At 67.5% G+C, this 26,240-nt stretch carries 24 protein-coding genes and 1 pseudogene; 11 read left to right on the plus strand and 14 right to left on the minus strand.

The annotated features are described in order from the left end of the window. The first annotated feature begins 9 nt into the window (after positions 1-9). From MKK49_RS03305 to MKK49_RS03330, 6 genes are all read left to right on the plus strand, one after another. Positions 10-2,064: an HAD-IIB family hydrolase gene (locus MKK49_RS03305; RefSeq protein WP_244026636.1), complete on the plus strand. Its 2,055-nt coding sequence runs from the start codon at positions 10-12 to the stop codon at positions 2,062-2,064. After that, complete coding sequence (locus MKK49_RS03310; RefSeq protein WP_244026637.1) at positions 2,054-2,941, plus strand: glycosyltransferase family 2 protein; 888 nt, start codon at positions 2,054-2,056, stop codon at positions 2,939-2,941. Before MKK49_RS03305 ends, MKK49_RS03310 begins: the two co-directional genes overlap by 11 nt. 21 nt (positions 2,942-2,962) lie before the next feature. Further along, positions 2,963-4,123, plus strand: a complete 1,161-nt coding sequence (locus MKK49_RS03315) for a glycosyltransferase (RefSeq protein WP_244026638.1) — start codon at positions 2,963-2,965, stop codon at positions 4,121-4,123. Between the two features lie 23 nt (positions 4,124-4,146). Then, complete coding sequence (locus tag MKK49_RS03320; RefSeq protein ID WP_244026639.1) at positions 4,147-5,064, plus strand: glycosyltransferase family 2 protein; 918 nt, start codon at positions 4,147-4,149, stop codon at positions 5,062-5,064. After that, positions 5,061-6,125, plus strand: a complete 1,065-nt coding sequence (locus MKK49_RS03325; protein WP_244026640.1) for a glycosyltransferase family 4 protein — start codon at positions 5,061-5,063, stop codon at positions 6,123-6,125. Before MKK49_RS03320 ends, MKK49_RS03325 begins: the two co-directional genes overlap by 4 nt. A gap of 197 nt (positions 6,126-6,322) precedes the next feature. Continuing rightward, on the plus strand, positions 6,323-7,201 hold the full coding sequence (locus MKK49_RS03330) for an SDR family oxidoreductase (RefSeq protein WP_244026641.1): 879 nt from the start codon (positions 6,323-6,325) through the stop codon (positions 7,199-7,201). 36 nt (positions 7,202-7,237) lie between these two features. On the opposite strand, the gene MKK49_RS03335 is transcribed toward MKK49_RS03330, so the two are convergent. Next, a complete protein-coding gene (locus MKK49_RS03335; RefSeq protein ID WP_244026642.1) occupies positions 7,238-9,202 on the minus strand; it encodes an alpha/beta hydrolase domain-containing protein in 1,965 nt (654 codons plus the stop codon). Between the two features lie 690 nt (positions 9,203-9,892). On the opposite strand from MKK49_RS03335, the gene MKK49_RS03340 reads away from it, so the two are divergent. Further along, the gene (locus MKK49_RS03340; RefSeq protein WP_244026643.1) at positions 9,893-11,119 is read left to right on the plus strand and encodes a tyrosine-type recombinase/integrase; all 1,227 of its coding nucleotides are present in this window, start codon (positions 9,893-9,895) and stop codon (positions 11,117-11,119) included. Between the two features lie 314 nt (positions 11,120-11,433). On the opposite strand, the pseudogene MKK49_RS24755 reads toward MKK49_RS03340, so the two are convergent. Both MKK49_RS24755 and MKK49_RS03350 read right to left on the minus strand, forming a co-directional pair. After that, positions 11,434-11,604 (minus strand): annotated as a pseudogene (locus MKK49_RS24755) (hypothetical protein); the annotation flags it as partial. Positions 11,605-11,628: 24 nt separating this feature from the next. Then, complete coding sequence (locus MKK49_RS03350; protein ID WP_244026645.1) at positions 11,629-11,910, minus strand: hypothetical protein; 282 nt, start codon at positions 11,908-11,910, stop codon at positions 11,629-11,631. 310 nt (positions 11,911-12,220) lie between these two features. Between MKK49_RS03350 and MKK49_RS03355 the strand changes: the two genes are divergently transcribed. Continuing rightward, positions 12,221-12,589 (plus strand): hypothetical protein, encoded by a 369-nt coding sequence (locus tag MKK49_RS03355; RefSeq protein ID WP_244026646.1) that lies wholly within the window; start codon positions 12,221-12,223, stop codon positions 12,587-12,589. A gap of 45 nt (positions 12,590-12,634) precedes the next feature. Here MKK49_RS03355 and MKK49_RS03360 read toward each other — a convergent pair whose 3' ends face one another. Then, positions 12,635-13,513, minus strand: a complete 879-nt coding sequence (locus MKK49_RS03360; protein ID WP_244026647.1) for an SDR family NAD(P)-dependent oxidoreductase — start codon at positions 13,511-13,513, stop codon at positions 12,635-12,637. Between the two features lie 191 nt (positions 13,514-13,704). Between MKK49_RS03360 and MKK49_RS03365 the strand changes: the two genes are divergently transcribed. Together MKK49_RS03365 and MKK49_RS03370 are read left to right on the plus strand one after the other, a co-directional pair. After that, positions 13,705-13,923 carry a hypothetical protein gene (locus MKK49_RS03365; protein WP_244026648.1) on the plus strand — a complete coding sequence of 73 codons (219 nt, stop codon included), beginning with the start codon at positions 13,705-13,707 and terminating at the stop codon, positions 13,921-13,923. A gap of 100 nt (positions 13,924-14,023) precedes the next feature. Further along, entirely contained in the window at positions 14,024-15,133 is a 1,110-nt protein-coding gene (locus tag MKK49_RS03370; RefSeq protein ID WP_244026649.1) for an SDR family oxidoreductase, read from the plus strand. Positions 15,134-15,274: 141 nt separating this feature from the next. Here the strand turns inward: MKK49_RS03370 and MKK49_RS03375 are convergent, their stop codons facing one another. The 9 genes from MKK49_RS03375 to MKK49_RS03415 all read right to left on the minus strand — a co-directional run bounded on the left by MKK49_RS03375 (position 15,275) and on the right by MKK49_RS03415 (position 24,190). After that, positions 15,275-15,724 carry a cytochrome o ubiquinol/quinol oxidase subunit IV gene (locus MKK49_RS03375; RefSeq protein ID WP_244026650.1) on the minus strand — a complete coding sequence of 150 codons (450 nt, stop codon included), beginning with the start codon at positions 15,722-15,724 and terminating at the stop codon, positions 15,275-15,277. Further along, positions 15,721-16,347 (minus strand): cytochrome c oxidase subunit 3, encoded by a 627-nt coding sequence (locus MKK49_RS03380; protein WP_244026651.1) that lies wholly within the window; start codon positions 16,345-16,347, stop codon positions 15,721-15,723. Before MKK49_RS03380 ends, MKK49_RS03375 begins: the two co-directional genes overlap by 4 nt. Then, a complete protein-coding gene (locus tag MKK49_RS03385) occupies positions 16,344-18,443 on the minus strand; it encodes a cbb3-type cytochrome c oxidase subunit I (protein WP_244026652.1) in 2,100 nt (699 codons plus the stop codon). Before MKK49_RS03385 ends, MKK49_RS03380 begins: the two co-directional genes overlap by 4 nt. Further along, on the minus strand, positions 18,440-19,276 hold the full coding sequence (locus tag MKK49_RS03390; RefSeq protein WP_244026653.1) for a ubiquinol oxidase subunit II: 837 nt from the start codon (positions 19,274-19,276) through the stop codon (positions 18,440-18,442). Before MKK49_RS03390 ends, MKK49_RS03385 begins: the two co-directional genes overlap by 4 nt. A 333-nt stretch (positions 19,277-19,609) precedes the next feature. Further along, on the minus strand, positions 19,610-19,867 hold the full coding sequence (locus MKK49_RS03395; RefSeq protein WP_244026654.1) for a hypothetical protein: 258 nt from the start codon (positions 19,865-19,867) through the stop codon (positions 19,610-19,612). A 964-nt stretch (positions 19,868-20,831) separates the two neighbouring features. Next, the gene (aqpZ, locus tag MKK49_RS03400) at positions 20,832-21,581 is read right to left on the minus strand and encodes an aquaporin Z (RefSeq protein WP_244026655.1); all 750 of its coding nucleotides are present in this window, start codon (positions 21,579-21,581) and stop codon (positions 20,832-20,834) included. Between the two features lie 89 nt (positions 21,582-21,670). Next, a complete protein-coding gene (locus MKK49_RS03405; protein ID WP_244026656.1) occupies positions 21,671-22,201 on the minus strand; it encodes a MucR family transcriptional regulator in 531 nt (176 codons plus the stop codon). A 360-nt stretch (positions 22,202-22,561) separates the two neighbouring features. Next, positions 22,562-22,789 carry a hypothetical protein gene (locus MKK49_RS03410; RefSeq protein ID WP_244026657.1) on the minus strand — a complete coding sequence of 76 codons (228 nt, stop codon included), beginning with the start codon at positions 22,787-22,789 and terminating at the stop codon, positions 22,562-22,564. 465 nt (positions 22,790-23,254) lie between these two features. Then, on the minus strand, positions 23,255-24,190 hold the full coding sequence (locus MKK49_RS03415; protein ID WP_244026658.1) for a LysR family transcriptional regulator: 936 nt from the start codon (positions 24,188-24,190) through the stop codon (positions 23,255-23,257). Positions 24,191-24,350: 160 nt separating this feature from the next. On the opposite strand from MKK49_RS03415, the gene MKK49_RS03420 reads away from it, so the two are divergent. Beyond that, the gene (locus tag MKK49_RS03420) at positions 24,351-24,911 is read left to right on the plus strand and encodes an OsmC family protein (RefSeq protein ID WP_244026659.1); all 561 of its coding nucleotides are present in this window, start codon (positions 24,351-24,353) and stop codon (positions 24,909-24,911) included. Between the two features lie 501 nt (positions 24,912-25,412). Here MKK49_RS03420 and MKK49_RS03425 read toward each other — a convergent pair. Further along, positions 25,413-25,928, minus strand: a complete 516-nt coding sequence (locus tag MKK49_RS03425) for a phasin family protein (RefSeq protein WP_244026660.1) — start codon at positions 25,926-25,928, stop codon at positions 25,413-25,415. Positions 25,929-26,240: the final 312 nt, after the last annotated feature.

Below are 26,240 nucleotides of genomic sequence, written 5' to 3' on the forward strand. Positions count from 1 at the left end.
GGCGGCCTGATGTTCATCCTGCATGTTGCCTTGCAAGGCTGCCTGCGCGGCGGCGCGGTCGTGTTCGGCCTCACCGCCGATACGGGGGGCCACATCCGCTACCTGCTCGATCTCGTGGCCGCCTCGTCCCAGGATGCCGGGATCGACCGGATCGTGATCGCGACGCGCCTGTTCCACGGCACGCCCGGCCCCGACTACGCCGTGCCCGAAGAGCCGATCTCCGACAAGGTCACCCTCGTGCGGCTCGCGAGCGCGTCTTCGGACTACCGCTCGAAGGAGGAGATGCACGCGGAAGTGGGCAGCTTCGCCGAAAACCTCATAGCCTGGATCGCGGCGCAACCGCGCGCGCCCGACCTCATCCACGCCCACTACGCCGACGCCGCCTGCGTGGCGGGACTCGTCGAAGACGCGCTCGGCATCCCGTTCGTCTTCACGGCGCATTCGCTCGGACAGGTGAAGAAAGCGATGCTGGGCCCGGGCGCCGAAGGCAGCCCCGACCTCGCGCGCCGGATCGCCGCCGAGGAGGGCGCGCTGACCCGTGCGAGCCTCGTCATCGCCTCCTCCCGCGACGAGGCGGAGGTGCAGTACGCCGGCTACGCGGCCTACGAGCCGGGGCGCATCCGCATCCTGCCGCCGGGCAGCGATCTCGCCCGCTTCGCTTCCGCCGAGTCCCTCCCGCACGTCGAGGCCACCATCGATCGGTTCCTGCACGATCCGGGCAAGCCGGCGCTCCTGGCCCTCGCCCGGCCGGTGGCGCGCAAGAATCTCGGCGCCCTCGTGCGGGCCTATGGCGAGAGCCCGGCCCTGCAGGCGCGGACCAACCTCGTGCTGATGGCCGGAACGCGCCAGGACATCGACGCCCTCGACGGCGACATGGCCGACACCATGCGCGAGATCCTGGTGCTGATCGACCGCTACGACCTCTACGGACGGGTCGCCTACCCCAAGACCCACGGCCCGGAGGACGTTCCGGCGCTCTACGCCTATGCCCGCGAGCGGGGCGGCCTCTTCGTCAATCCCGCCCTCAACGAGCCCTTCGGACTGACCCTCCTGGAGGCCTCGGCCGCGGGCCTTCCGCTCGTGGCGACCGACAGCGGCGGCCCCAACGACATCGTCGAGACCTGCGGCAACGGGCTCCTCGTCGATCCGCGCGACCCCGGCGCGATCGCGGCGGCGTGCCTGCGCATCCTGGACGATCCCGACCTCTACGCCGGTTGCGTGGCGGGAGGCGCCCGGGCGGCCGGCGCCTACGACTGGGACCGGCACGCGGCGCGCTATCACGACCTGCTGCGGGCGCTCCTCGCCCCCGATCCACCCCTGTCGGCGCCGCGCCAGCTTCTCGTCTGCGACATCGACAACACGTTGGTGGGCTGCGAGGCGGCGCTCGGCATCTTCCGACGCTGGCGCAGCCGGCAGGCGGCCCTGGCCTTCGGGGTCGCCACCGGCCGCTCCTTCCACAGCGCCATGGCGATCCTGGAGCAGCAGGCCAGCCCGCGCCCCCAGGTCATGATCACCTCGGTGGGGTCTGAGATCTACCACCTCGATCCCAACGGCGTGACCTACACGGCGGATGCCGCTTGGCGCGCCACCGTCTCGGCCGGCTGGGACCGGGCGGGCGTGCTGGCGCGCCTCGCCGGCCTCGATGGGCTCGTGCCCCAGGGGCCCCTGGAACAGCGCGGGCACAAGCTCAGCTATTTCGGGGATGCCGCGACCGCCGAGCGGGTCCGCACCCGCCTCGCGCGATCGGGCCGGCGCGCCAACGTGATCCACAGCCACGGCCGCTACCTCGACATCCTGCCGGAGGCGGCCTCGAAGGGCACGGCGGTGGGCCATGTCCGGGCCCTGTACGGCCTGCCGGAGCGAGCCGTGTTCGTGGCCGGCGATTCCGGAAACGATGTCGAGATGCTGCGGACCCGGGCGCAGGCGATCATCGTGGCCAACTACTCGGACGATCTCGCCAGCAACGGCGCCCTGCAGCACTCCTACGTGGCGCGCGCCTCGCACGCCCGCGGCATCATCGAGGGCGTCGGCCATTTCCGCCGGATGCTGGCCGATGCCGGCTGACGAAGCCGATGGTCCCTCCGCGAGCGTGCTCACCCTGGTGCGCGGCCGGGCCGACCGCCTGCGCAACCTCATGGCCGGGCTGGCGCGCCAGTCCGTGCGCCCGGGCGAACTGGTGATCGCCTGGATGCAGCCGGACCGCGCCCCGGACCTGCCGGACCCGGGCTGTCCCGTGCGCCACCACCACGTGACCGGCGAGGCGATGCCCCTCGCCGCCGCCCGCAACCGCGCGGCCGAGGCCGCCACGGGGGACCTGCTCATCTTCCTCGACGTGGACTGCATCCCGTCCCCCGGCCTCGTAGGAGCGTATCGGGGGGCGGCGGCGCGGACCGAGGGCCTGTTCCTCGGCGAGGTCCTGTACCTGCCGCCGGGGCTGGATCCCGCCGCCGCCACCGACGACGCGGCGCTCGCCAGCCTCGGCCGGGCGCACCCGGCACGCCCCGAGGTCCCGCCGGTGGGCTTGCGTCGGGAGGCCGATCCCGGCCAGCTCTGGGGCCTGTCCTTCGCGCTGCCGGCCCGGTCCTGGCGCGCCGCCGGCGGCATGGACGAGACTTACGTCGGCTATGGCGGGGAGGAAACGGACCTCGCCGCGCGCCTCGCGGCGTCCGGGTTGCCGACCTTCTGGGTTGGCGGTGCGCGTGCCTATCACCAGCACCATCCGGTCCACGTGCCGCCGCTGCAGCACTTCGACGCCATCCTGGCCAACGCGACCCGCTTCCGGGGCACGCACGGGCGCTGGTGCATGGCCTACTGGCTTGGCCAGTTCCGGACCGCCGGGCTGATCGCGTGGGACGACGACGCGCCCGCGATCCGGGTCCTGCGCCGGCCGGGCGCACCCGAGATTGCCGCCGCCCTGCGGCCCGACGCCCTGTTCTCCTGACGGATCGCGAATTCCACAGCCATGAAGAAACCCATCGCGTTCTTCGTCCACCACCAGGGACGGGGCCACGCCCACCGCACGATGGCGGTGGCGGCCGAGTTCGCCCGGGACCGGCCCGTCTCCGTGCTCACCGCGGGCCCGCAGCTCTTCGACGGGTTCTCCCGCGACATCGAGATCGTGACGCTGCCGAACATGATCGGCGCAGGCGTGCCGACGCCGCGCCTCTACGCGGAGCCGACGCCGCAGGTGATGCACTGCGTGCCCCTCGGCCTCACCGCGATGCGCCGGACCATGCGGGCGATCCTCGACCACCTCGACGCGCGCGACGTCGGCCTGTTCGTGGTCGACGTCTCGGCGGAGATCGCGCTGCTCGCGCGCATCGCCAGCGTGCCGGCGGTGCAGATCCGCATGCACGGCGACCGCTCCGACATCGGCCATGTCGGGGCCTACGAGGCCTGCGTCGGCATGCTGGCTCCGTTCGACGCGCGCCTGGAGCAGGACGATTACCCGGCGGCGCTTCGGGCCAAGACCTTCTACAGCGGCGGCCTCTGCACCAGCGTCGACGCGATCCCGGGCCGGACCGAGGCGCGGGCGAAGCTCGGCCTCGACCCCGAGCGGGAGATCGTCGTCGCGGTCACCGGCGGCGGGGGCAGCGGCACGCCCTACGCGCCCCTGACGGTGGCGGCGCGCGCCGCGCCCGACACCCTGTGGCTGACCCTCGGGCCGACCCATCGCGAGGGCCACGAAACCGATTTCGCCAACCTGCGCGAACTCGGCTGGGTGCCCGGGGTGACCGACTACCTCGCCGCCGCCGACATCGTGGTGGCGTCCGCCGGCGACAACACGGTCCACGAGGTCGCCCGCGTCGGCGGGCGCCTGATCGTGATGCCGGAATGGCGCTACTTCGGCGAGCAGACCCGCAAGGCCGAGGCCCTGGTCCGGCTCGGGGCCGCCGTCCAGGCCCCGGCCTGGCCCGGCGACCTCCAGGGCTGGCGCGACCTCCTCGCCCGCGCCCGAATCCTCGACGCCGCCCCGCTGCGCAGCCTCTACGAACCGGAGGCCGCCGCCCGCGCCGCCGGCTGGCTCGAAGGCCTGACCGATGAACTCTGGCGCGGCGCGGCGGAGCCCCCCGCGCTCACGGTCGTTGCCGCCGGCCGACCGCCCGCATCCCTCAGCGCTTGATCCTCCCGGAGCCAGACCGCCCCATGTCCACCGTTTCCGTCGTGACCCTGGCCAAGGGACGGCCGGCACATCTGCGCAACGTGCTCCTCGGCCTGGAGCGCCAGACGCACGCGCCCGCCGAGTTCATCGTCGCGGTGATGCAGGATTCGCCCTACGACCTGCCCGAGGTGGCCTTCCCCGTCCGCCAGATCCTGGTGCCGGGCGCCGCGCTGCCGCTGGCGGCGGCCCGCAACCGGGGTGTCGCGGCCGCCACCGGCGACGCCGTGGTCTTCCTCGACGTCGACTGCATCCCGGCCCCCGGGCTTGTCGCCGACTACGCGCGCGGGCTCGCCGAGCTCGACGGCCTGCTGATGGGCGAGGTCCTCCACCTGCCCGAACGCGCCACGGCCGGCGCCTGGACCTGCGAGGCCTTCGCGGAGGTCGCCGAGCGCCATTCCGATCGCCGGGGTCCCCCCGCCGCCGGCATCGAGATCTGCCACGATTACCGCTGCTTCTGGTCCCTCAACTTCGCCATCCGGCGCACGACCTTTCTGGCGACCGGCGGCTTCGACGAGCGCTATACCGGCTACGGCGGCGAGGACACGGATTTCGGCAAGATCCTCGATCAGGCAGGGATTCCCATCGCCTGGATGAAGGGCGGGCTCGCCTATCACCAGTACCACCCCCACCACATGCCCCCCGTGCACCACCTCGACAGCGTGGTGCGCAACGCCGAGCTGTTCGAGGCCAAGTGGGGCTACCGCACGATGGGCCACTGGCTCTACGCGTTCAAGGCGATGGGGCTGATCGACGACACGCCCCACCGGCCGATCCGCATCCTGCGCCGCCCCGAGGCCGGCGACTTCGCGCTGACCGGCCAGCAGAGCCATCAGCCCTACAGCAATTCGGCCTCCGTCATCCGCTTCCTCGAAGCGCAAGGCTCTGCAGCGGCGACCGCGTGAGGATCGCGCTCCTCGCCCATCTGCGCCACCCGGTGGCGCCGCCCTTCGCGGGCGGCATGGAGGCCCATGCCTGGGCGTTGGCCGAGGGCCTGACGGCGCGCGGACACGAGGTCGTCCTCTTCGCCGCCGGGGACAGCGACCCGCGCTTCACCATCGATCCGGTGATCCCGCTGCATCACGAGCGCAGCTTCCCCGGCCTGGAGCACCGGGGCGACGCCGGCCTCGTCGCCCACCTGGATGCGGGCTACGCGGCCGCCTGCGACCGGATCGCGGCCGGCGGCTTCGACGTGCTGCACAACAACAGCCTGAGCCGCCTGCCCCTGGGGCGCCGGCGCCTCGTGTCGGTGCCGACCGTCACCTCGCTCCATGTGCCGCCCTACGACGCCCTGCGCTGGTTCGTGCAGGACAGCCTCGTCCCCGGTCACCGGATCACCGTGACGTCGCGGTCCCAGCGCACGGCCTGGTGGCCCGAGGACGTTCCGCCCGAGGTGTCCGTGCTCCACAACGGCGTCGATCCGGCGGCCTGGCCCTTTCGGGATCACGGAGACGGCAGCGCCGCCTGGTCCGGGCGCATCGCCCCCATCAAGGGCACGCATCTAGCCATCGCGGCGGCCCGGCGCGCCGGCCTCCCCCTGACGCTGTTCGGCCCGATCGAGGACCGGGACTACTGGGACACGCGGATCGCCCCGCAGCTCGGCGGCCCCATCCGCTACGGCGGACACCTCTCCGGCGACGTCCTGGCCGGCGAGATCGGCCGCGCCTCCGTCTTCCTGTTCACGCCCTGCTGGGACGAGCCCTTCGGCCTCGTGGCGATCGAGGCCATGGCCTGCGGCGTCCCCGTCGCCGGCATCGCCCTGGGGGCCGCCCGGGAGGTCGTCGGCGAGGCCGGACACCTCGCGCCCCCGGACGACGTGCCCGCGCTCGCCCGGGCGATCGGCGAGGCTCTCGCCATCCCGCGTGCGGTCCCCCGCGCGCGGGTGATGCGCCGGTTCACCCGGGATCTCTGGCTGGAGCGCTGCGAAGCCCTCTACGTGCAAGCGAAGCGCGCCGTCGGCGGCTGATCTGCGCCGCCTGCGCCGATCCCTGGAGCATTTTCCGCCGAAGTGGTTTCCGGTGCGATCGGCCGAGACGCCGAAGGATTCCCGGATCTCGGCCCGGGACGTCACGCGGCCGTCGAGGTCGCACATCCCGGCTCCATTCTGTCGCAGCCACGAACCCGCGTCTGCCACGTTGGCCAAGGCTTCAGGAAAGACAGACGATGACCACTGACCCTCGCACCACCGGCCCGCGGCCGCCCTTCCCGGGCGACCAGCAGCAGGAGCGTCCAGGCCTGACCTCCAAGATGACGCCCGCCCCGGATCACGGCGAGGACAGTTACATCGGCAAGGGCCTGCTGGAAGGAAAGGTCGCGCTGATCACGGGAGGCGATAGCGGGATCGGCCGGGCCGTGGCCATCGCCTATGCGCGCGAGGGCGCCGACGTTGCGATCTCGTACCTGCCCGTGGAGCAGTCCGACGCCGAGGCGACCGCTCGTTGGATCGAGAAGGCCGGCCGCCGAGCGGTGTTGTTGCCGGGCGATCTGCGGGACGAAGCGCATTGCCGCGATCTGGTCGCGCAGACCGTGAAGGCCCTCGGTGGCATCGATATCCTCGTCAACAACGCGGCGGCGCAGACGGTCAACGAGGGCCTGGACGACGTGACGGCGGAGGATCTCGAGGGATCGTTTCGGGCCAACGTGTTCGCCATGTACTATCTCTGCCAGGCGGCGGTTCCGCACATGAAACCGGGCTCGGCGATCGTCAATTCGACGAGCCAGCAGGCCAAGATCGCCGACAGCACGATGCTGATCTACGCCGCGACGAAGGGTGCGATCGCCAGCCTCACGATCGGACTGTCGAACCTTCTCGCGCCAAAAGGCATCCGGGTGAATTGCGTCGCGCCCGGCCCGATCTGGACGCCCATACAACCGATCGTGAAGAGCCCGGAGCAGATCGCGAAGCTCGGGGAGGACACGCCCCTGGGGCGTGCCGGGCAGCCGGCGGAACTCGCACCGGCCTATGTGCTTCTGGCGTCGCGCGAGGGCAGCTACATGTCCGGTGCACTGGTGCCGGTCACCGGTGGCACGCCGATGTATTAGGCGGGCGACGGGTGCCCCGGCTCTGTCGGCACCATCTTAGCGTACGGCCTCCGAACGGGCAGCGGCGATCATACGGTCGCCGTCCTCGCGGAGCAGAAGCCGGTCTGACACAAGAGCGTCGACGGACTTCGTGACGGCCGCGATATAGGCGGCCGGATCCGCGTAGCGCTCCTCGAGCGAGGCGCGCGGATCGCCGGCCGCCTCGCGTTCGGCCCGCGTGCGCGCGAAGGCAAGCTCGCTGCCCTCGCGGTCGCAGAGGGCACCGGCCGGGAACGGATCGGCATACAGGTTCCACCCGGTGAAGGTCGCGCGCGGTGCCGCCACGGCGGGCAGGCGGATGCCCGCAGCATCGTTGCCGTCCGCATCGACGCGCGGGACCAGGGTACGGTACTGCGGCCCGCTCTCGGGCCGCGGATCGACGTAGGTGTCGAACCGCGCGATGGCGTTCGGCGCGGTCGGGACCGGAACACCGATGAGGAACGGAAAACCGATCTCGGCGGCCTCGACCAGGGTGCCGTCCGACAGGCGGGGGACGCGGCTGTCCGGCGGAGCTCGTCCCGACGTCACCCAATCTTCCAGGGCGACCAGCAATGCCCGAACGGCCGGCGCCGGATTCAGGGTGCTGCGCATGTTGGCGCATGCCCCCTTGGTCGAGGTCAGGCCGGCGCGCCCGTAGTGGAAGCCGCTGGAGACCAGGAAGGCGCGCGCCGTGTCCGGCAGCGGCAGGTCGGCGCGCCCGAGGGGATCGGTCGTCAGCAGCGAGGCGCCCTTCTGCCAGTACTCGGTGCCGGTGTTCACCTCGATCAGGAGCGGATCGAATCCATCGCGGCGCAGCAATGTGCCCGTCCGTCCCGTGACGGGGTCGTGCTGAGGGGCGGCCGAGAACGGGAAGGTATTCTCCGGGTAGAGATGGTCTTCGTGCTGCGTGTTGGTGCGCGAGGGCTGGCCGAAGCGGGCATTCAGAAAGATGCCGCCGACGCCCGCGATGTGCGACAGCACGCCATCGAAGACCCGGCGGCCGGCCTCGTCGCGGTTGAAGCCCTGATGGATGAAGTCGCGCAGGTAACGTCCGCTCTGCGACACGCCGAGGGCGACGGCATGGTGGATCGCGCCGGCGGCCGGGTTGGCCCTGCCGTCGGCGTCGCCGCGCAGGTAGGCCACCACGTCGCGGGTCGCGGCGAAGCCGATGCCGAGCACCTTCGGTTCCGTGGCCTCGTAGGTGAACTGATAGATCGATCCCGGCAGCGGCTTCGTGCCCTTCGGCAGAAGCTCGAGCTGGCGCGGCGTGGCGTAGTGCCAGGCCTCGGCCGGCACCGGGCGAGGCGGATCGCTCTCCCGGCGGCGGACGGTGAGCTGCGCCTGGGCCTTGTCCGAGCTGGCGGTTTTGAACGTGAGGTAGAACGGCGCCTCGGCCGGCCCCCGCGTCGCGCTGACGAGTTCGTCGCGGACCGTCTCGACGATGGGCTTGCCGTTGCGCGTCGCCACCGGAACGTCGATGGCCATGCCGCCCTGCTGGCGCAGGGCGTCCGCCTCCCAGCCCGACCAGACGATGGTATCGCCCCGGCGCAGGACCAAGCCGGTCCCGGCATCGGCGGCGGTCCGTGGATCGTTGACGGCCTGCACCGCCTGGGCGGGCGCGTCGAGCACCCAGTTGAACAGGAACTTGCGGCCGCGGTTCAGCACCTCGAACAGCAGCGTGCCGCTGCCGCGGGCGGGATCCTGGGGGCGCAGGATGAAGAGATCGGTCTTGTACTCGACCATGCCCCGGGCGTTTCGCGGCGCGAGCGCTAGGTCGACGATGCCGGCATTCGCCGGGTCCGCCGGGTCGAGCTCACCCCGGGCCGATCCAACGAGGCGCTCGTAGGCGCCGGCTGCACCGAACTCCACCCCATCCGCGAACGGTTCGACCGTGGCGATGTCGATGCCGACGATGCGGGCTTGCGCCGGCGCGATGCAGAGCGCGCAGCCGAGCGTGACGGCGATGGCGCGGCCAATCAGCATGTCCCCTCCCAAGTCCGGCTCTGTCACGGCCGGTCCCCGCAGGAACCACGGCTCGGCCTCGACGTCGAGGGGTAAGGATCAGGTGCGGCGCGCTTCCGGCCGTCTATGGGCTGTGGGGCGCTTTGTGAGGCCGCGGCCTGAGACGAGCGACCTGCGGGGCTACCACTCGGCCCACATACCCACGGTCGCTCGCGCGAGCGGTGATCGTCGAACCGCCGTCGCAGACCTTCGGTGGGTCGACGCCGCGGCGCTCGCCTGGATCGCCCATGACGACGAACCGCGCCGACCAGTCGTCGAAGGGGCGCTCCATCTCGAGGGCGTTCGGTCGGCGCAACGCCGGAGAGGAAGCGGACGTAGGCTTGCGCATTTGCCTGGGCTCAGTTGCCGCATATCGGCCGGATGAGGACCGTAAGAAGGTGCTGCCCAGGTGCCGCCCAACAAAGAAGCGCCGTCAGCTCGAAAGCTGCGGCGCCATCCGACGCATTGAGATCGTTAGAAATTCATGGTGCTGCTGGACAGGACTGAACTGTCGACCTCCTCATTACCAAAACTGAGCTACATACGCTCATAGGCGTTCGGGGTGCAGTTTCAGTGCTGATTTCCTTCGACAGTCTTGCTGTAGCTCCTCATTGATCTCTTCACGAATGGTCACTGGCGGTCGCCTCTTTGCACCCCTGGAGGGATGGATCGATGGCGAGACGCGCTACTCCGGACAACGTCCTGAAGCTGACCAAGACCGTGCTTGCCTCCCTCGCCGCTGAAGAAGGCAAGGACGAGCGCGTCGGTTGGGATTCGGAGGTCCATGGGCTCGGCCTCCGATTGCGAGCGAGCGGCAGTCGCGCCTGGGTGATTCGCCCCCCTCGCGCCGGCAGTGGGCAATCGCGGCTGGTGACACTCGGGCCGGGCGACACCCTCGATCTCGGAACCGCCCGCCGTGTCGCCATCGAGAAGCTTGCCGAGGTCGCGTTAGGCGGCGATCCGACCAAGGCCAGGAAGGAAGCGCGCACCCAGGCGGCTCTCACATTCGCCAGCCTCTTGCCGACCTACTTCGCCGACAAGGAGAAGAAGGGCCGCCGCGCCTCCACCATCGGCAACATGAAGAACCACCTGAACGACCATTGGCAGCCGCTTCACAGTAGGCCGTTGAACGGCATCACGCGGGCCGAGATAGCAGCGCGTCACCGGAACCTCTCCGAAGAATGCGGCCCACACGCCGCCGATCGGGCTCGCTCCATCCTCTCCACCTTCTTCGTATGGGCGATCCGTGAAGGCCTCGCCGAGGCAAACCCCGTCGCGAACACGAACACCGCAACTGTGCCGACACGACGTGAGAGGGTGTTGCAGGACACCGAACTTAGCGCCGTGTGGAAGGCATGCAGGGAGGACGATTTTGGGCGGATCGTCCGCCTGTTGATCCTCACGGGTCTACGTCGCAAGGAAGTCCCAGGCCTGCGGTGGAGCGAGATCGACTTGCAGGCCGCCCTGTGGACTATCCCAGCCGATCGGATGAAGAACAAGCGCCCCCACGAAATGCCGTTGTCATCGGAAGTTATCGCTATTCTGTCCGCTGCCCCAGCCCGCTTGGGTCGTGACCTCGTGTTCGGAGATGGAGCCGCCCCCTTTACCGGATTCAGCAAGGCTAAAGCGTCGCTGGACATACGGATCGGCGATGAGGCTGGAAAATGGATTATTCATGACCTCAGACGCACCGCTTCTACCGGCATGAACACGCTCGGCATCCTACCCCACGTTGTCGAGGCCGTTTTGAGTCACGTCTCGGGGCACAAGGCAGGCGTTGCCGGTACCTACAACCGCGCATCCTACAGGGCAGAGAAGCGCGAAGCCGTGGACCGTTGGGCCGATGAGGTCAAACGCGTCGTCAGCATAGCGCCGACCCAGCCGAACTCGAGTTCTTGATTTGTTCTTGACAGTTTTCTTTCGAGTCTGACAGTGGGTGTTCCACGAGACCGTGGAGCCCAAATGAACGCCCTGTGGACCCTACCCCCGGACATCGCCCGACGCTAGGTGATCGGGACAGAAGCCGCCGCCGTATTCTGTGGCGTGTCCGTTTCGACATTCCGCCGCTTGCGTGAGTCGGGCTCGATCCCACCGCCGATCCGGGTATCCCAGCGCAAGCTCGGCTGGCGGATCGGAGACCTGTCCGACTTCATTGACTCCCATGCTTCAATGGCGGGCAACGACAACCTGCCGGATGATCTACGAGTCCCGGCCTATGCGGCCCAGCGAACGAATGCTGCCTCGGTCCGGTTGTCCCAGGTACAATAGGAGACCGACCCGACGCCCGCGCGCCCCGCCGGATCAGCATCTTGAACCGTTAGACGGGCACCACGCCGCGCCAGCACAGCCGCGAGGTTCAGGCAGATGGCGGTCTTGCCGCCCCCCTTGGTGGAAGCCTACCCAATCCGCTACTTGCATGGCGGCTTCCAATCATCGTCGTGCAGCCAGAGGAAAAAGACCGTCTCCAGCAGCGCCTCTTGTTCTGGGGCGAATGCGACCTCCGGCAGTCCTGACAGGGCACGGACAATCATGTCACCCGCATCCCGTCTGTCGATCGTCACGACCTGGGGGTGGCTTGGATTGTTGTCCTTCAGCCAGTCTCGTTCCCGGTTGAAAAAGCTGTTGCGTTGGCGACGGTCGAAGGCTGCAAATTCGTGATCCGAGAGTTCTTCGGGAAGGGGGGCCTTCAAGTGCATCTCGTGGATCGAGTGGGGTGATCTCGGGAGCATCCCCTCGGCGGCAGCGGCTAAAAGTCAGAGCACACTCATATCGGCCGCGGAGAAGCATCTCGATCGCAGGCATAACCTGATTGATTGCGCCGTCGACCTTCGTCAGTTCCACTGCGACCGGGATCTTGCTGGCCAGAGGCATCTCTCCAGGCTTGTATCTGTGCAGATGTGCTTTCAGTAGGCTCATATCGTCATCCTTCGATGACTGTTTTGCAACATGAGTCTGACAGCTTCCGCAACCCCTCTCCATCCCTCTTTCGAGATTTATCGAATGACTTCATCGCGCCATGGCACCATGGCTCTATCGCGCCAGTTCGGCCCGTGGGTGTCCGACCTCGACCCGGCCGAGCGCCGCGCCCGGCTCCGCGCCCTCCGCGCCATCGCCCGACTCCTCGCCGGTCCCCGTGCCGACCCCCTTGTGCGGCTCCTCGCCCAGGCGGAGGGCGACGACGACGTGCTGATGCCGGCCGCCGACGCCCTCGAACCCCTCGACCGGCGCAAGATCCTCGCGAGCTATTCCCGCCTCGGAACCCGGCCGAGGGGCCGGCCTTTCATTCACGCCACGCCACGCCCGAGGGGCACATGCGGCGTCGAGGTGGTACTGGCCGGCCTACGCGACCCGAACATCCGCTTCCCCTGACCGAACGGCGCATGAGCCGGCCGGCCAGGAGACATGCGCCCGCGATCAGCTCAACTTCGGCTGACCGTTCGAGGCCGAGAGCCCGCCATCGACCGGCAGGTTCACGCCGGTGACGAAATGGGCGTCCTCGCTCGCGAGAAAGGCGATGACGCCGGAGATGTCGTCGGGCTTGGCGCCGCGCCCCATCGGGATGCGCTCCTCAAACTTCGCGACGAGCTCCGGCTGGTCCTGCATGCCGGCGGTGAAGGGCGTGTAGACGAGCGATGGGTTCACCGCGTTCACGCGCACGCCGTTCTTTGCCTCGTCCAAGGCCACCGCGCGGGTAAAATTCGTCACCGCGCCCTTTGCGGCGCAGTAGAAGCTGTGGTTCCAGTCGCCGCCGAGCCCGGAGACGGACGAGACGTTAACGATCGAGCCCTTGCTGTCGCGGAGGTGCGGCAGGGCGAAGCGCGTCATGTAGAACACGCCATAGAGGTCGGTCTCGATTACGACCGAGAAGTCGGCGATGTCGCCTTCGTCGACCTTGCCGAGATGATCCTTGCCGGCGTTGTTGACGAGGACGTCGAGGCGGCCGAAGCGCTTCACCGCGGCTTCGATAAGGCCATTGCAGGCGTCGGCGTTCGACAAATCGGCGACATGGACGAGCGTGTCGGCCGCCTCGATGCTACCGGCGACCGAATTCAGGCCCTCCGCATTCTTGTCGGCCAGCACGAGGATCGCGCCCTCCCGGCCGAAACGCCGCGCGGCGGCCTCGCCGATGCCGGATGCAGCGCCCGTGACCAGCACCACCTTGTTCGTAAAGCGTCCCATGGGATCTCCTGAGGATGTCATGGTTCGTCGCCGAGCCGTTTCGGGATGCGTGGTCAGGGTCGCGACGAGACCGCGTTCGCCGCGACAAGCGCCGTCCGCGTCCGACGTTCCCAAAAACTCATTCACGGACAATTGAATGGCGCACGATCTGGAACGGAGCGCAGCGAGCGAAGTTCACCCCGGAATAAAACCACACTGGAGCCTCCGACCGTGCCAGCGCCCGTCCGCTACAGCCCTAAGGTCGAAGACGTGAGGCTCGACGAGGGGCAGACCATCGAGGGGCTGAACTCCAGGCAGCGGACATCATGAAGACCGAGCTGAAGCCGTACAACGTCACCATTCGGGTGTTCGACCCGGCCCAGGGCGCTGCGAGCGGCCAGGACTATGTCCTGCCGGTCGACAGCCCGGACGTCGAGCACGCCATCGCCTCCACCACCGCCAACGCCGCCTCGTTCACGAAGAAGGCCGAGGGCGGCAAGGCCCTGCCGGTCGCCTTCACCTGCATCAAGGTCGAGCCGCGCTGAGCGTCGGCAAACGGCGCCGGCTCGTTCCACCGGCAGCTCCGACGCAGATCATGCCAATGGCGGCTGCGCGCTAAAAAAGTCAGTCAGGACAACAATAGCAATGCGTGGAACATCGAGAGCCGACCGGCGCCCAACCGTCGTCGTGACGGGGGGCAGCGCGGGCGTCGGTCGCGCCATTGCGCACGAATTCGCCCGTCATCGCTGGAACGTCGCGGTTCTCGCTCGGGGTGAAGCCGGGCTTCGCGGCACCGTTCGCGACATCCATCGGGCCGGTGGACGCGCACTGGCTCACCAAGTCGATGTCGCGGATTCTGACGCCGTCATGCGCGCGGCCGATGAGACGGTCGCGGCATTCGGCGCGATCGACGTCTGGGTGAACGTGGCCATGGTCACGATTTACGCGCCCGTGCAGCAGACCACGCCCGAGGAATACAAGCGGGCGACCGAGGTCACCTATCTCGGTCAGGTCTACGGCACGCTCGCCGCGCTCAAGCACATGACCGCGCGCGATGCCGGCAGCATCGTCTGCATCGGATCGGCTCTCGCGTACCGCTCGATCCCGTTGCAGTCGAGCTACTGCGCTGGGAAGGCGGCCGTGCGTGGCTTCCTCGACTCCCTGCGCAGCGAACTGCGGCACGACCGCAGCCACGTGCGGCTGACGATGGTGCAGCTCCCGGCGGTCAACACGCCGCAATTCGACTGGGCACGCTCGCGCATGCCACGCCGACTCGAACCGGTGCCACCGATCTACCAGCCCGAGGCGATCGCCCGTCACGTCTACCGGGCCGCGCACGACAGCCCGCGTGAATTGTGGATCGGCTTCCCGACGTGGAAGGCGATCCTCGGAAGCATGGTGATTCCGGGCTGGATCGACGGATATCTCGCGCGGCATGGCTATCGCGGCGAGATGACAAGCCAAGCCGCAATGGCAGGTCGTCCGGATAACCTGTACGACCCCGTCGACACCGATCCCGGCGCGCATGGCCGCTTCGACCGGCGCGCGGTGTCCACCGTGCCGGCGGCCGACCCGCGCTGGCTGAAGCTCGGGATCGCGGCCGCCATCGGAGGAGCTTTTCTCGGCGGTCTCGCCGCCGTCCGGTCGATGGGAGGCCGAGACCACGCCCGATCCGCCCGCGAGACGCAGTCGGCCAAGTTCCGCCGCACCCGCCATGGCGTCTCATTGCACGAACCAGCAAGCGGACGCCGATAGCCCGACGCGGAACCTCATCACCGGTAGCGGCTCGGCCGCTTCTGCCTGGCTCGGGATGATCGCGACTCTGGCTGTGCAGGTCCGGATCGGCGCGGTCAGCCTCTCACGAGCAACCCCGTTCGCCCTACCGTAGAGGCCGCTTCACATCATCCGCGTGCGGAGGTTCAGCAGCACCACGAGGGTGCCGCCGACCATCAGGGCGATGATCAGCGTCGAGAACAGGATCAGCTGAAGATCATCGCGGGCCGAGCGCTTCAGGTCGACGTGCAGGAAGCAGCGGAAATGCACGATCGCCTGGACCAGGGCGAGGGCGAAGACAATCCCCAGGGTCGTCGCGCCGCTCGCCCAGCGCCAGTGGACCAGGGCGAAAGCGATGCAGGTCAGCGCCAGGGCGAGGAGATAGCCGACACCGTAGGTGATCAGGTCGCTGCGCCGGGAATGCGCCCCATCGTCGGCGGCCGCTTCGCCGCTGCCGTCGCGCGCCACGATCCTGGGAGAAGCGCGAAACAGCGCCTTCGAGGCGCCGATGACGGCGGCGGCGCCTGCGATCTTCAATGCGAGCGCGGCTTTGGAGGGACGGTCCGCGGTCATCCGAGCGTTCCCTGCAGGTAGACGACCGAAAAGATCGCGATCCAGACGATGTCGAGGAGGTGCCAGAACAGGCCAAGCTTCAGCAGGTTGAGCTTGACCCTTGCATCGAGCCCGAACGCCGCGATCTGCGCGAGCATCACCACGATCCAGATACAGCCCGCGGTCACGTGCAGGCCGTGCGTCGGCACGAGGGCGAAGAAGGCCGACAGAAAGCCGCTGCGGTCCGGCGTGGCGCCGTGCGCGAACATCGTGGCGAAGTCCTGGACCTCGAGCGCCAGGAAGCCGAGCCCAAGGGCGAGCGTCACGCAGAGCAGGACGACGAGGCCCTTGCGCGTGTGATCGTACTTCATCGCGATCGCAGCCAGCCCGAAGGTCAGGCTGCTCGTCAGCAGGATGAGCGTCTCCACAAAGGCGCTGCCGAGCTTGAACTCCGCCTCAGGCCCCGGCGCGTTCGCGGTGGCCGCGAGCTGCGTCCCGTAGATCGCGAAAAGCAGCGCGAACAGCACCGCGTCGCTCATCAGGAAGATCCAGAAGCCGTAGAGGTCGGTCTCGGCCTCGCCCGGTTCGAGGGCGTCGGCGCCGACGAGATTCAGCCCGACATGCCTGAGCTGAGGGCTGCTCATGCCGTCACCTCGGACGGGAAGATTTTTGCGAGACCACGATTGGCCGGCGTGACCTCGAGCTGCCGCGGCACGCCCTCGGTTGCTCCGGCCGCCTCGCGCCAGCGACGGTCGTCGGCCGCGACCTCGGCGGCGGGAATCGTGCGGTGGGTGTCGCGCACGAAGCTGCGCGCGATCACGGCGGCCCAGAGGGCGACGAAGCCGAGGATCGTCATCCACCAGATGTGCCAGACGAGGCCGAAGGCGCAAGCCGTCGCGGTCAGCCCGACGATCGGGCCGACCCAACTGTTCTTCGGCATCGCGATGTCGCTGTAGGGGCCGGCGGGTGTATAGGCCTGCTCGCGCTCCTTCAGCCAATAGAAGGCATCCAGCCGATCGACCTGCGGGATCAGCGCGAAGTTGTATTCGGGCGGCGGCGCGGGAATCGACCATTCGAGGCTGCGCGCGTCCCACGGGTCGCCGATCGGCACGCGGTTCTGCTCGCGATCGCGCACGCTGACCCAGAGCTGCACGAACAGGCTGACGAGACCGCCGAACAGCAGCAGGGCGCCGACGATGGCGGTGAGGAGCCAGGGCCGGAAATCCGGCTCGAACAGAGCCTGGCTCCGCCGCGTCATGCCGGCGAGGCCGAGCACGTAGAGCGGCATGAAGGCGAGGTAGAAACCCGTGAGCCAGCAGGCGAAGGCGATCTTGCCCCAGCGCTCGGACAGCCGGAAGCCGAAAGCCTTCGGAAACCAGTACATGTAACCCGCGATCATGCCGTAGAGCAGGCCGGGGATGAGCATGTTGTGGAAGTGGGCGACCAGGAACACAGTGTTGTGGACCATGTAGTCGATCGGCGGGATCGCGAGCAGGATGCCGGTGAGGCCGCCGAGCACGAAGGTCATGATGAAGGCGAGCGAGAAGAGCATCGGCGCCGTGAACCGGACCTCGCCGCGAAACATCGTCCAGATCCAGTCGTAGATCTTGACGCCCGTCGGCACCGCGATCGTCATCGTGGCGATGCCGAAGGCGGCGTTGACGTCGGCGCTCTGGCCCATCGTGAAGAAGTGGTGCAGCCAGACGGTGAAGGAGAGGACGCCGATCACCATCGTCGCCACGACGAGCGAGGTGTAGCCGTAGAGCTCCTTCGACGAGAAGGCCGAGATCACCTCCGAATACACGCCGAAGGCAGGCAGGATCAGGATGTAGACCTCCGGGTGGCCGAACAGCCAGAAGAGGTTTACGTAGTTCATCACGTTGCCGCCCAGCTCGTTCGTGAAGAAGTGAAAGCCGAGATAGCGGTCGAGGGCGAGCATCGCGGTGGCGAGGGTCAGCGGCGGCATCGCGAAGATCATCAGGATCGAGGTGCAGAGCGCGGTCCAGCTGAACAGCGGCATCCGCATGAGATGCAGGCCCGGACAGCGCTTCTTGTAGATCGTCGCCGCGAAGTTCAGGCCCGAGAGCGTCGTGCCGAGCGAGGACAGCGTGATCGCCCAGATCCAGTAATCCGGGCCGACGCCGGGCTGGAAGGCGGTCTCGGTGAAGGGCGGATAGCCCGACCAGCCCCCGGTGGAGAACTCGCCGATGGCCAGCGAGACCATGACGAGGCCGGCCCCGCCGGCGGTGAGCATCAGGCTGATCGAGTTGAGCAGCGGGAAAGCGACGTCGCGGGCGCCGATCTGCAGCGGCACCACGTAGTTGAACAGCCCGGTCAGGAACGGCATCGCCATGAAAAAGATCATGATGGTGCCGTGGGTGCTGAAGAGCTGCGCGAAGTGCTCGGGCGCGACGATGCCCGGCGCGTTCACGGCGAGTGATTGCTGCGCCCGCATCAGCACCGCCTCAACCAGCGCGCGCGACAGCATCACGCCGGCCAGCACGATGTACATGATGCCAATCTTCTTATGGTCGAGGCTCGTCAGCCAGTCGCGGAAGAGCGGGCGCCACCAGCGCATCCAGGTCATCAGGCTGAGGAGGGCGACGGCTCCGACCACGACGAGGGCGCCGGCAAAGGCGCCGATGAATTCGCTGACGGTTGGGTTGTTCCAGGCCCGCACGAACGGAAACGCCTTGGCATCGATCCGCCCGAACAGGGCGTACCAGGTCTCGGCGCTCATCGATGGCCCTGTGAGTGACCGGCATGCGGGCCGGTCGTGTCAAGAGAGAGAACGGTCTGGAACAGGCCCGGTGCGACTGCACCGAACCGGAGCGGCTCGGTCTGCGTCGCGCGGGCTGACAGGGCCTTGAAGGCGTCCCTGTCGAGAATCCCGCCGCTCGCGCGCACCTCCGCCAGCCAGGTCGCGTAGCCCTCGGTGGATTGCGCCAGAACCGCAAACTTCTGGTTCTGGAAGCCGATGCCGTTGAACTGCGTGTTCTCGCCGAGGAAGCGACCGGGTTCGCTCGCGGCGAGGTTGAGCTGCGTGGTCATGCCGGCCATCGCGTAGATCTGGCCACCGAGCCGGGGCACGAAGAACGACTGCATGACCGTGCCGCTGGTGAGACTCAGATGCACCGGGCGATCGGCGGGAAACACGAGCTCGTCGACGCTGGCGACGCCCTCGTCCGGATAGATGAACAGCCACTTCCAATCGAGCGCCACCGCTTGCACCTCGACCGGGGCCTGCAGGGAGGCCAGGGGCCGATACGGATCGAGCCGGTGGGTGTCGCGCCACAGAAACACGGCGAGCAGGACGACGATGGCCGTGGGCGGGATCCAGATCAGCCCCTCCAGCGGCCAGTTGAAGCCCCATTGCGGCCGATAGGCACTCTCGGTGTTCGCGAGGCGGTAATGCCAGGCGAAGATCGGCGTAAGCAGCAACACGGGGCCAGCGACGAAGAGCAGGATGAAGCAGACGAGCAGGAACAGGCTGCGCGTTTCGTCGGCGACAGGACCGGCCGCGCTGAGAAAGCCGTGATCGAGAATGCCGCAGCCGCCGAGGCCGAGCAGCATGGCGGCTGCCGCCGAACTCGCGAGACCGGCAACGGCACGGAGCCGAGGCCAGCGCGCCACACGGTACGCGAATGACCGCGTCGGAAGATTATCGGACACGGGAAGGGCTGCTGTCGTGTGACATTGCTGAAATCCGGTCGGCGATGCCTCGCCGTTGCGCCGGCGGCAGAAAGAGGGCGGCGCGCCGCCGCAAAAGCCGAGCCGTCGCCGGCCCCTCGAAGCGTCGCACGAAAGCCTGGTTCAGTAACAAGTTTCGATGGCTCCGGCATGATCCAAGATGTCGCGTCGCGCAGCGCCCTGGCAGCCACTCGCTTACGAGACGACCGGCGGCCTTCATTCGAGAGGGGCCGGCCGGTGGACGTGACCCCAGGAGGCGATCCGTTGGCGCAGGGTCGAGGACTCGCCGGCCTTGAGCGAGCGACCCTCGCCGTCCGGCCCGCCGAGCGAGACGTGCGAGTTCAGACGCTCGAGATGCTCGAATACATGTTCAAAGGCGCTCGTGACGGCCTGTTCAAAGGAGCCGTCGCCCGTGCCCTGCGCGGCCTTGAGGGCGCTGAGGAGTTCGCGATGCTTATCGGTATCGCTCGACATGGCATTCCTCGTTGCCGGGCCGGGTGCCGGCGCCGAAGGCAAGGCACCAATCGCGATCAAGGTTCCGGACGACATCCATGCGTGTAGCCCCGCTCACGGTGCGCGGAGGCCGCATCGTTCTCCGCAGCTCCGACGATCGGAGCACTTCTTCGAGAGACGACAGCGCAGCGCGAGTTGCATGAAGACACTCGACACGCAGCGGCTCCGTCCACCAAGCCCTACCTTCTTCATTGGCATTGAGCGAAGCATGGACTGTGATAGCAATGAGGGTATCCTCGCTCCCTAAATTCTATCGGCTGCACCCAGCGCGCCGGTGCACGGCAGTTTTTAGCGAATCTGCTATTTAATTTCGTCAGAAGGGCCAGCTCCGATTAAGCAGAGGTGATACGTACCGTTGAGACGGTGCTCAGCTAACAGCGGCCGTAGCTTGCGTGCCCACAAAGACGTCCCATCGCCTTCGGTCAGCCTCAGTCGTACGAAGGTGGCTCGCTTAACGTCCGCGTCCGGGCGTCGTGTCAGGGAACCCGAACGACTGGGTCGGTCGATGCTTGCCGGTCTGTTCTACGACCAGGTCGGGTGAATATTGGCCTGTCTGCTTTCGGCCGGAGAATATATAAAGCGGACACTTTTTCGGAGGCTTCCGAGATGCAGCAAATTTGACGGGCATCAGCGCAAAATTTCAATATAATATTGTTAATTAAAATTGATGATTTGAGATATATTATATTTTGGCACTTTGATGATCCCGGTCGCAATGATCCGCTTCTGAGAGTAATTTTACGCTTTTCTATCCTGAAGTAGTGGGGGCACTCTGAAGACAGGCGGTCCACGCCGCGATGGCCCGCAGGCTCGCCAGATCGGCCCGGTGACCATGCACCCGAGGCCCATTTCCGGCGGTAGACCTATCCTCGGAATGGCCGACATTCAGCAGGGCACTGACGGATGTCCAGTCTACGTACTCGCCTCAAACCGGTAGGACGGCGACCTTCTCGACCACCACCGTCTCGACGATATCAACTGGCTCGTAGAACCAGCGGGCGAAGGTGCCTGCGACCATGGCTCCGGCGATTGGCGCGAGCCAGAACAGCCAGAGTTGACCGACATACTCGCCCCCTGCGAACAGTGCCGGACCCGTGCTGCGCGCCGGATTGACGGAGGTGTTGGTTACCGGGATCGAGATGAGGTGGATCAGCACCAAGGCGAACCCGATGGGGATGCCGGCGAAGCCCACCGCCGCTCCCTTCGAGGTGGTGCCGATGATGATGAACAGGAAGAAGAACGTCAGCAGGAACTCGGTGACGAGGCAGGCGACGACGCCGAACTTCCCCGGGCTGAGATCGCCGTAGCCGTTGGAGGCGAAGCCTTCCGGAACCCAACCCGGCTTGCCTGATGCGATGAGGTACAATGTGCCGGCCGCCAGGACCGCGCCGCCGACCTGGGCCGCGACGTACGGAACCACGTGGCGGTTCGCGCATCGCCCCGCTGACCATAGCCCGAGGGTGACGGCGGGATTGAAGTGACCGCCGGAAATGTGCCCGACCGCGTAGGCCATGGTCAGGACAGTGAAGCCGAAGGCGAAGGACACTCCGAGGAAGCCAATGCCGAGTTGGGGGAAGGCTGCGGACAGCACCGCCGCCCCGCAGCCTCCGAAGGTGAGCCAGAACGTCCCGAAGAGTTCGGCCGTAGCCCGCCGCATGGTCGAATGATCTGGCATCGGAGCCCTCCTGGGCTTTTGCGTGAGACGACCGCCGCCGAGGCGTGCTCTGGCTTGCGTTGGCGCGTCGGGGCCGGATGACGGATGTCCTACTTCGTTGCGGTCTGTCCGGGGACGGGGGGCGTGCCCGTCGCCGGGAACATCCCGGACGTACCGGCATGCTCCGACGTGTCCGGCGTGTTGCTCGCCACGACGAACAGTTTCGGCGCGCCCGTCCTCCGAGGCTGACCCAAGCCAAGCATCTTGGCGGACGCCGACCGCTCCGCGGAGTGGCTGGCCGCCACGATGGGGTAGTCCCGCGGCAGCCCCCATTTGCTCCGACAGGCTTCCGGGGTGAGACCCAAGGCGGTAATGCGGCGCCTCAGCATCTTGTTGGGCTTGCCGTCCCCGAGCGAGATCAACGCCTCGCGCGTGACCAATTCCCGGATCGCGGTCGCCGTCGGCTCACGGATCGTGCCTCCCCTACCCAATCCCACGACCGCGGCGTGAACGAGTGCGAGAATGTCTGGGATTTCGGCAGGCAGGGCCGAATTGTTCGACACGTAGGCCGAGACGATGTCGGCGGCGAGTTCGACCTCGCCCCTGCCCTTGGCCACGAAGGCCGCCCCGTATGCTTTCATGATGCACCTGACCTTGAGAAATCAGCGCTTTCCGCGAGCGCGACCACGACCGGCATCCGATGGGAAACCGGTCGAGCATGCGGTCGTGTCCCGGGATGTCGATGTCGCGGACACGAACGGCGGTCGGGCTCCGGCCTCATGCGCGCACGTTCGTCAGGACGAACCGCAGGCCTGCTCCCGTGAAGAGGGTGGATGCGGCGACGGGCAATGCCACCGGATGCCTCGTGTCTGCGTCCTGGTGCCGGCGCAGAGCCAAGGGGAACAAGTCCCACGGTCGGGCGAACGCTGAACGCGACGCGCATCGGCTCATCTGCGCGATGCCTGGCTGGTCGCCAAGCGGCGGGCGGAGGCCAATCCATGTCAGCGCACGCCCTCGTGATCCCGGAGCAGCACAGGTCTGCGGAAGGCCGCGGCGATCTCACGCCGGAGGTCGTGTCGCTCGACCTCCTCAAGGTCGGGGAGGATGTCGCGATGTGCGGCATCGGTCACCGCGATCAAGCTTATGGCGTCACCGCCTCCCTTGAATGCGACGAGGACCTCGGCCTGGCCATATTGATCGGTCGGATCGATGCAGATGTGCGTCGGCATGGGCATCCTTCCATCGGAACGAGATCGCGCGACGCCGACTTCATGCGAGCGGCCAGCAACGCAACAGCGCGATCCCGCTGCACGGGTGGATAGAGGGCGTTGCCTGCGCGGCGCTCGGGATGCCGACCGGCGACTCTCCTGAACAAATCTAGCAACGGCTGGAGCTCGTTGGGGCCGATTATTTGTGACGATCGGCCCAGCAATAATGATGATTGAAAGATTCAAGATTTCTGGTTCGCTCGTCGCTTTCCCATGCGAATCGGAAGGCGCGATCATTTCAACAAGGCGCCATTCCTGCCCTCGGCTCGGGTCATTGTGTACTCGCAACCCTACTTGTCATCCCATCGGGCGCCCGGACGATGAGGATGCGGGCAGTGGGGACGCGGTCTCCCGTCGAGACCCTTCGGGGCGACGAGGCAGGTCACGGTGATGCGCCCGGGGCGGACCCACGATCAGCGATTTGCCTCAGGACCGCCCAGCCCCCGCCCAGACGTCATGACCCTCCGCATCCTGGGGCTGGAGCATCGGCGCGAGCTCACGGATGCATTCCGTGATGTGGGTGAGCACCACTCGTATCCGCGGCGTGTCGCGGTTGTCCCTATGTACCAGGAGGAGGACGTCGGCGCTGGGCGGCTCGGTCGGCACCGGGAGCCGGATCAGCCGCTCCTCCGCGTCCGCGCGGAACCGGGCCAGGCAGGCCAGGCCGCCACCGTTCGCCGCCGCGAGCACCGCGGCCTCGTGGCTGCTCGTCTGGAGCACCACCGTCGCGCGCGAGGCCATCTCGGTGAGCCAGGCCGATTGCGTCATCTCCTGGACGTCGTCGATTTGCGTGATGAGGCGATGTCCGGTGCAGCCGTCGTCGAATTCCATCGCACCGTGCTCCCGCAGGTACTCAGCGGTCGCGTAGATGCCGAAGGCAATGCCGCCGATGCGTCGGACGACGAGGTCGTGCTGCTCGGGCTGGCTCAGGCGCACCGAGATATCGGCTTCCCGCATCGATAGGCTGAGTTCCCGTGGATTTGGAATGAGCTCGATCATCACGTCGGGATGGGTCGCGTGGAGGCGGGCGAAGCTCGGGGCGAGGACGTGCGCAGCCATCGTCTCGGCGCAGGTCACGCGGACCAAGCCTCTCATCCGGGCGTCCCGACCGCTGACGTCCCGTTCGAGCGCGATGGCCTCCGCCTCAAGCCGTTCCGCCTTCTCGCGTACGGCGGCACCGGCGAGGGTCGGCACGTAACCGTCCGGCGTGCGGTTGAGCAGCCGCACCGCGAGGGTCGCTTCCAGCGAGGTCAGGCGGCGCCCGACCGTCGATTGCGAGACATGGAGCACTTTCGCGGCCGCGGAGAGTGAGCCATGCCGCGAAAGCGCCAGGAAGAACCTAAGGTCGTCCCAGTCGAGCATTCGCGTACCGCCATCCGTTTTTGCATCTCCCGTCATCGACATTGACGGCCGATTTCTCGGACGTGAAGCCTATACTCAGCGCGCGACAATTACGAGCAGTGGAATTTTTTGACCTCCTAATAAATGAACGGTCAAGTCTTCTGAACCAGGAAAAACAAGCATGGCGCTGCCCCCCATCAAGCCCGGATCGCCGTTTCCCGACACCGTCGGCGGGCGTCGACTCCAGGCCGTCGACGGTGTCGGGAAGTCGGACCCGACCGCAATCCGGACCCTGCGGTGCCGCACGGTCGCGCAAGGGCACCTGCGACAGCTCAACTACATCCGAGACCTGCCGCCCCAATCGGTGGTGGAAGACGAGCCTGATGGCCTGCTCGGGGAGACCAGCGCGCCAAACGCCTCGGAGGCCCTGCTCGCCGCGTTCGGCTCCTGCCTGTCAATCGGCATCCACGCCAACGCCCTGGCGCAGGGCATCCCGGTCCGGGCTCTCGAACTTGGGGTCGAGGCGGACATTAACACCACAGCTGCTTGGGGGACGGGTGACCTCCACCCCAAGACCATCGGTTTCGAGGCCATCCGGGTCTCGGTGAAAATTGATGCGGACGCTTCGCGGAAGACGCTCGATGCCCTCGTCAAGCATGCGGTGCTGTGGTCGCCTGTCGCGAACACCTTGCACAACCCGGTCCATCTCGACGTCATGCTGGAGTTGGCCGCGAAGCGGTGATCCGCGGGTCTCCTGTCAGGACGGCCATTCCTCCTTCCCAAGGGGAGCGCGCGAGGATCCCGCGCGCGGCCCTCGGTCAAGTACCGAGGCGCTTTCGAAACGGCATCGCTCAAGGAACGTCAGCAGGGCGAGGCCTTCGCAATCTGGGGATGGTGAATGCCAGTTCAGTCCGCCTCCGTCCCTTCCCGCCAGTCGTCCGGGACATGGGGCGTCGGCACGAAGTCGGGACGATCAGGGACCGAGGCCCTGTCGCCCGTTCCCGGTCGCATCTCCGGATGCGCGGCTACGGGAGGGCAAGAACGGCCGGATGGCCATCCAGGATACTGGCGAGGACGCACGTCATGCCGACGCCGGTCACCAGAAGGGTGAACGCGAGTGGAAACAGAACCCGATGCCATCCCACCCCGCGGGGCGACGTCCCGAACGGCGTATGCGCTGACCTCGTCCATTGCATCGGCGAGTCAGCCACGGACCGCCTGCGCTCCGAGAACCGGACGTATGTCACGCCGGCACGTCGGTGGTCCGGTCCGCCATCGCCGCCAAAGCCTTGCCGGCCTCGTCCGCGGCTCGCATCGAACGCTCCGCGATAGAGCGGCTGTCCTTGAGGATGTGCTCCAGATTCTCCCGGACGAGCTCGCCCTGTATCGTACCAAATTCGTGGACGGACGTGGCCTGCATCAGGCGCTCCAATCCGTCGAAGTTTCGCTTCCACTGGGCCTGGACCATCTCCATCCAATCCTCGGACGCGGCCTGGAACGCCTGCATGAGCACCAAGCGGCACTGCCTCACCGCTTCCATATTCCTCCTCGACTGCATCGCGAGCCGCTCGCCTTCCTCCCCGGAGAATTCGAGGGTTTGGCTGAACAACACCGTGGCCTCACGGGCTTGGCTTGCGGCCGCGTCCAATCCGTTCGGCATCGGCCAGATGGCCTTGTCCGCGGCTGCCTTGACCGCATCGGGGATACCGTCCGGATGGCCACCGTGCCGGGCGCGCGAACCATTGGTCTGGGCGTTCATGCTCATCCTGATCCCTGGATCTCGCTGATCGGACCGGCCCGCGGCTAGGTCCTCTCTGCAAAGTCATGGGGGGGAGAGTGTGGTGGGGTGGTGTGTGTCCATGGCGAGGTGGTTTGGCGCTGGTTTCTGGTCGTGGTGGGCGAGGGGGGGAGGGGGGGGGGGTCGGTCGATCACGTGCTCGACCGTCTGCCGGCGCGTGCGCATCGCGTGAGGATCCTCGTCGAGCCGGCGCTGCACGGCTTCCAGGACCGCCTCGTGCTCCCAGCGCGTCACCCGCCGCTCCTTGGCCGGCGTGCCGACGACGCAATGGCG

The sequence above is a fragment of the Methylobacterium sp. J-090 genome, from assembly GCF_022829345.1.
In the GTDB taxonomy this organism is placed as follows: Bacteria; Pseudomonadota; Alphaproteobacteria; order Rhizobiales; family Beijerinckiaceae; genus Methylobacterium.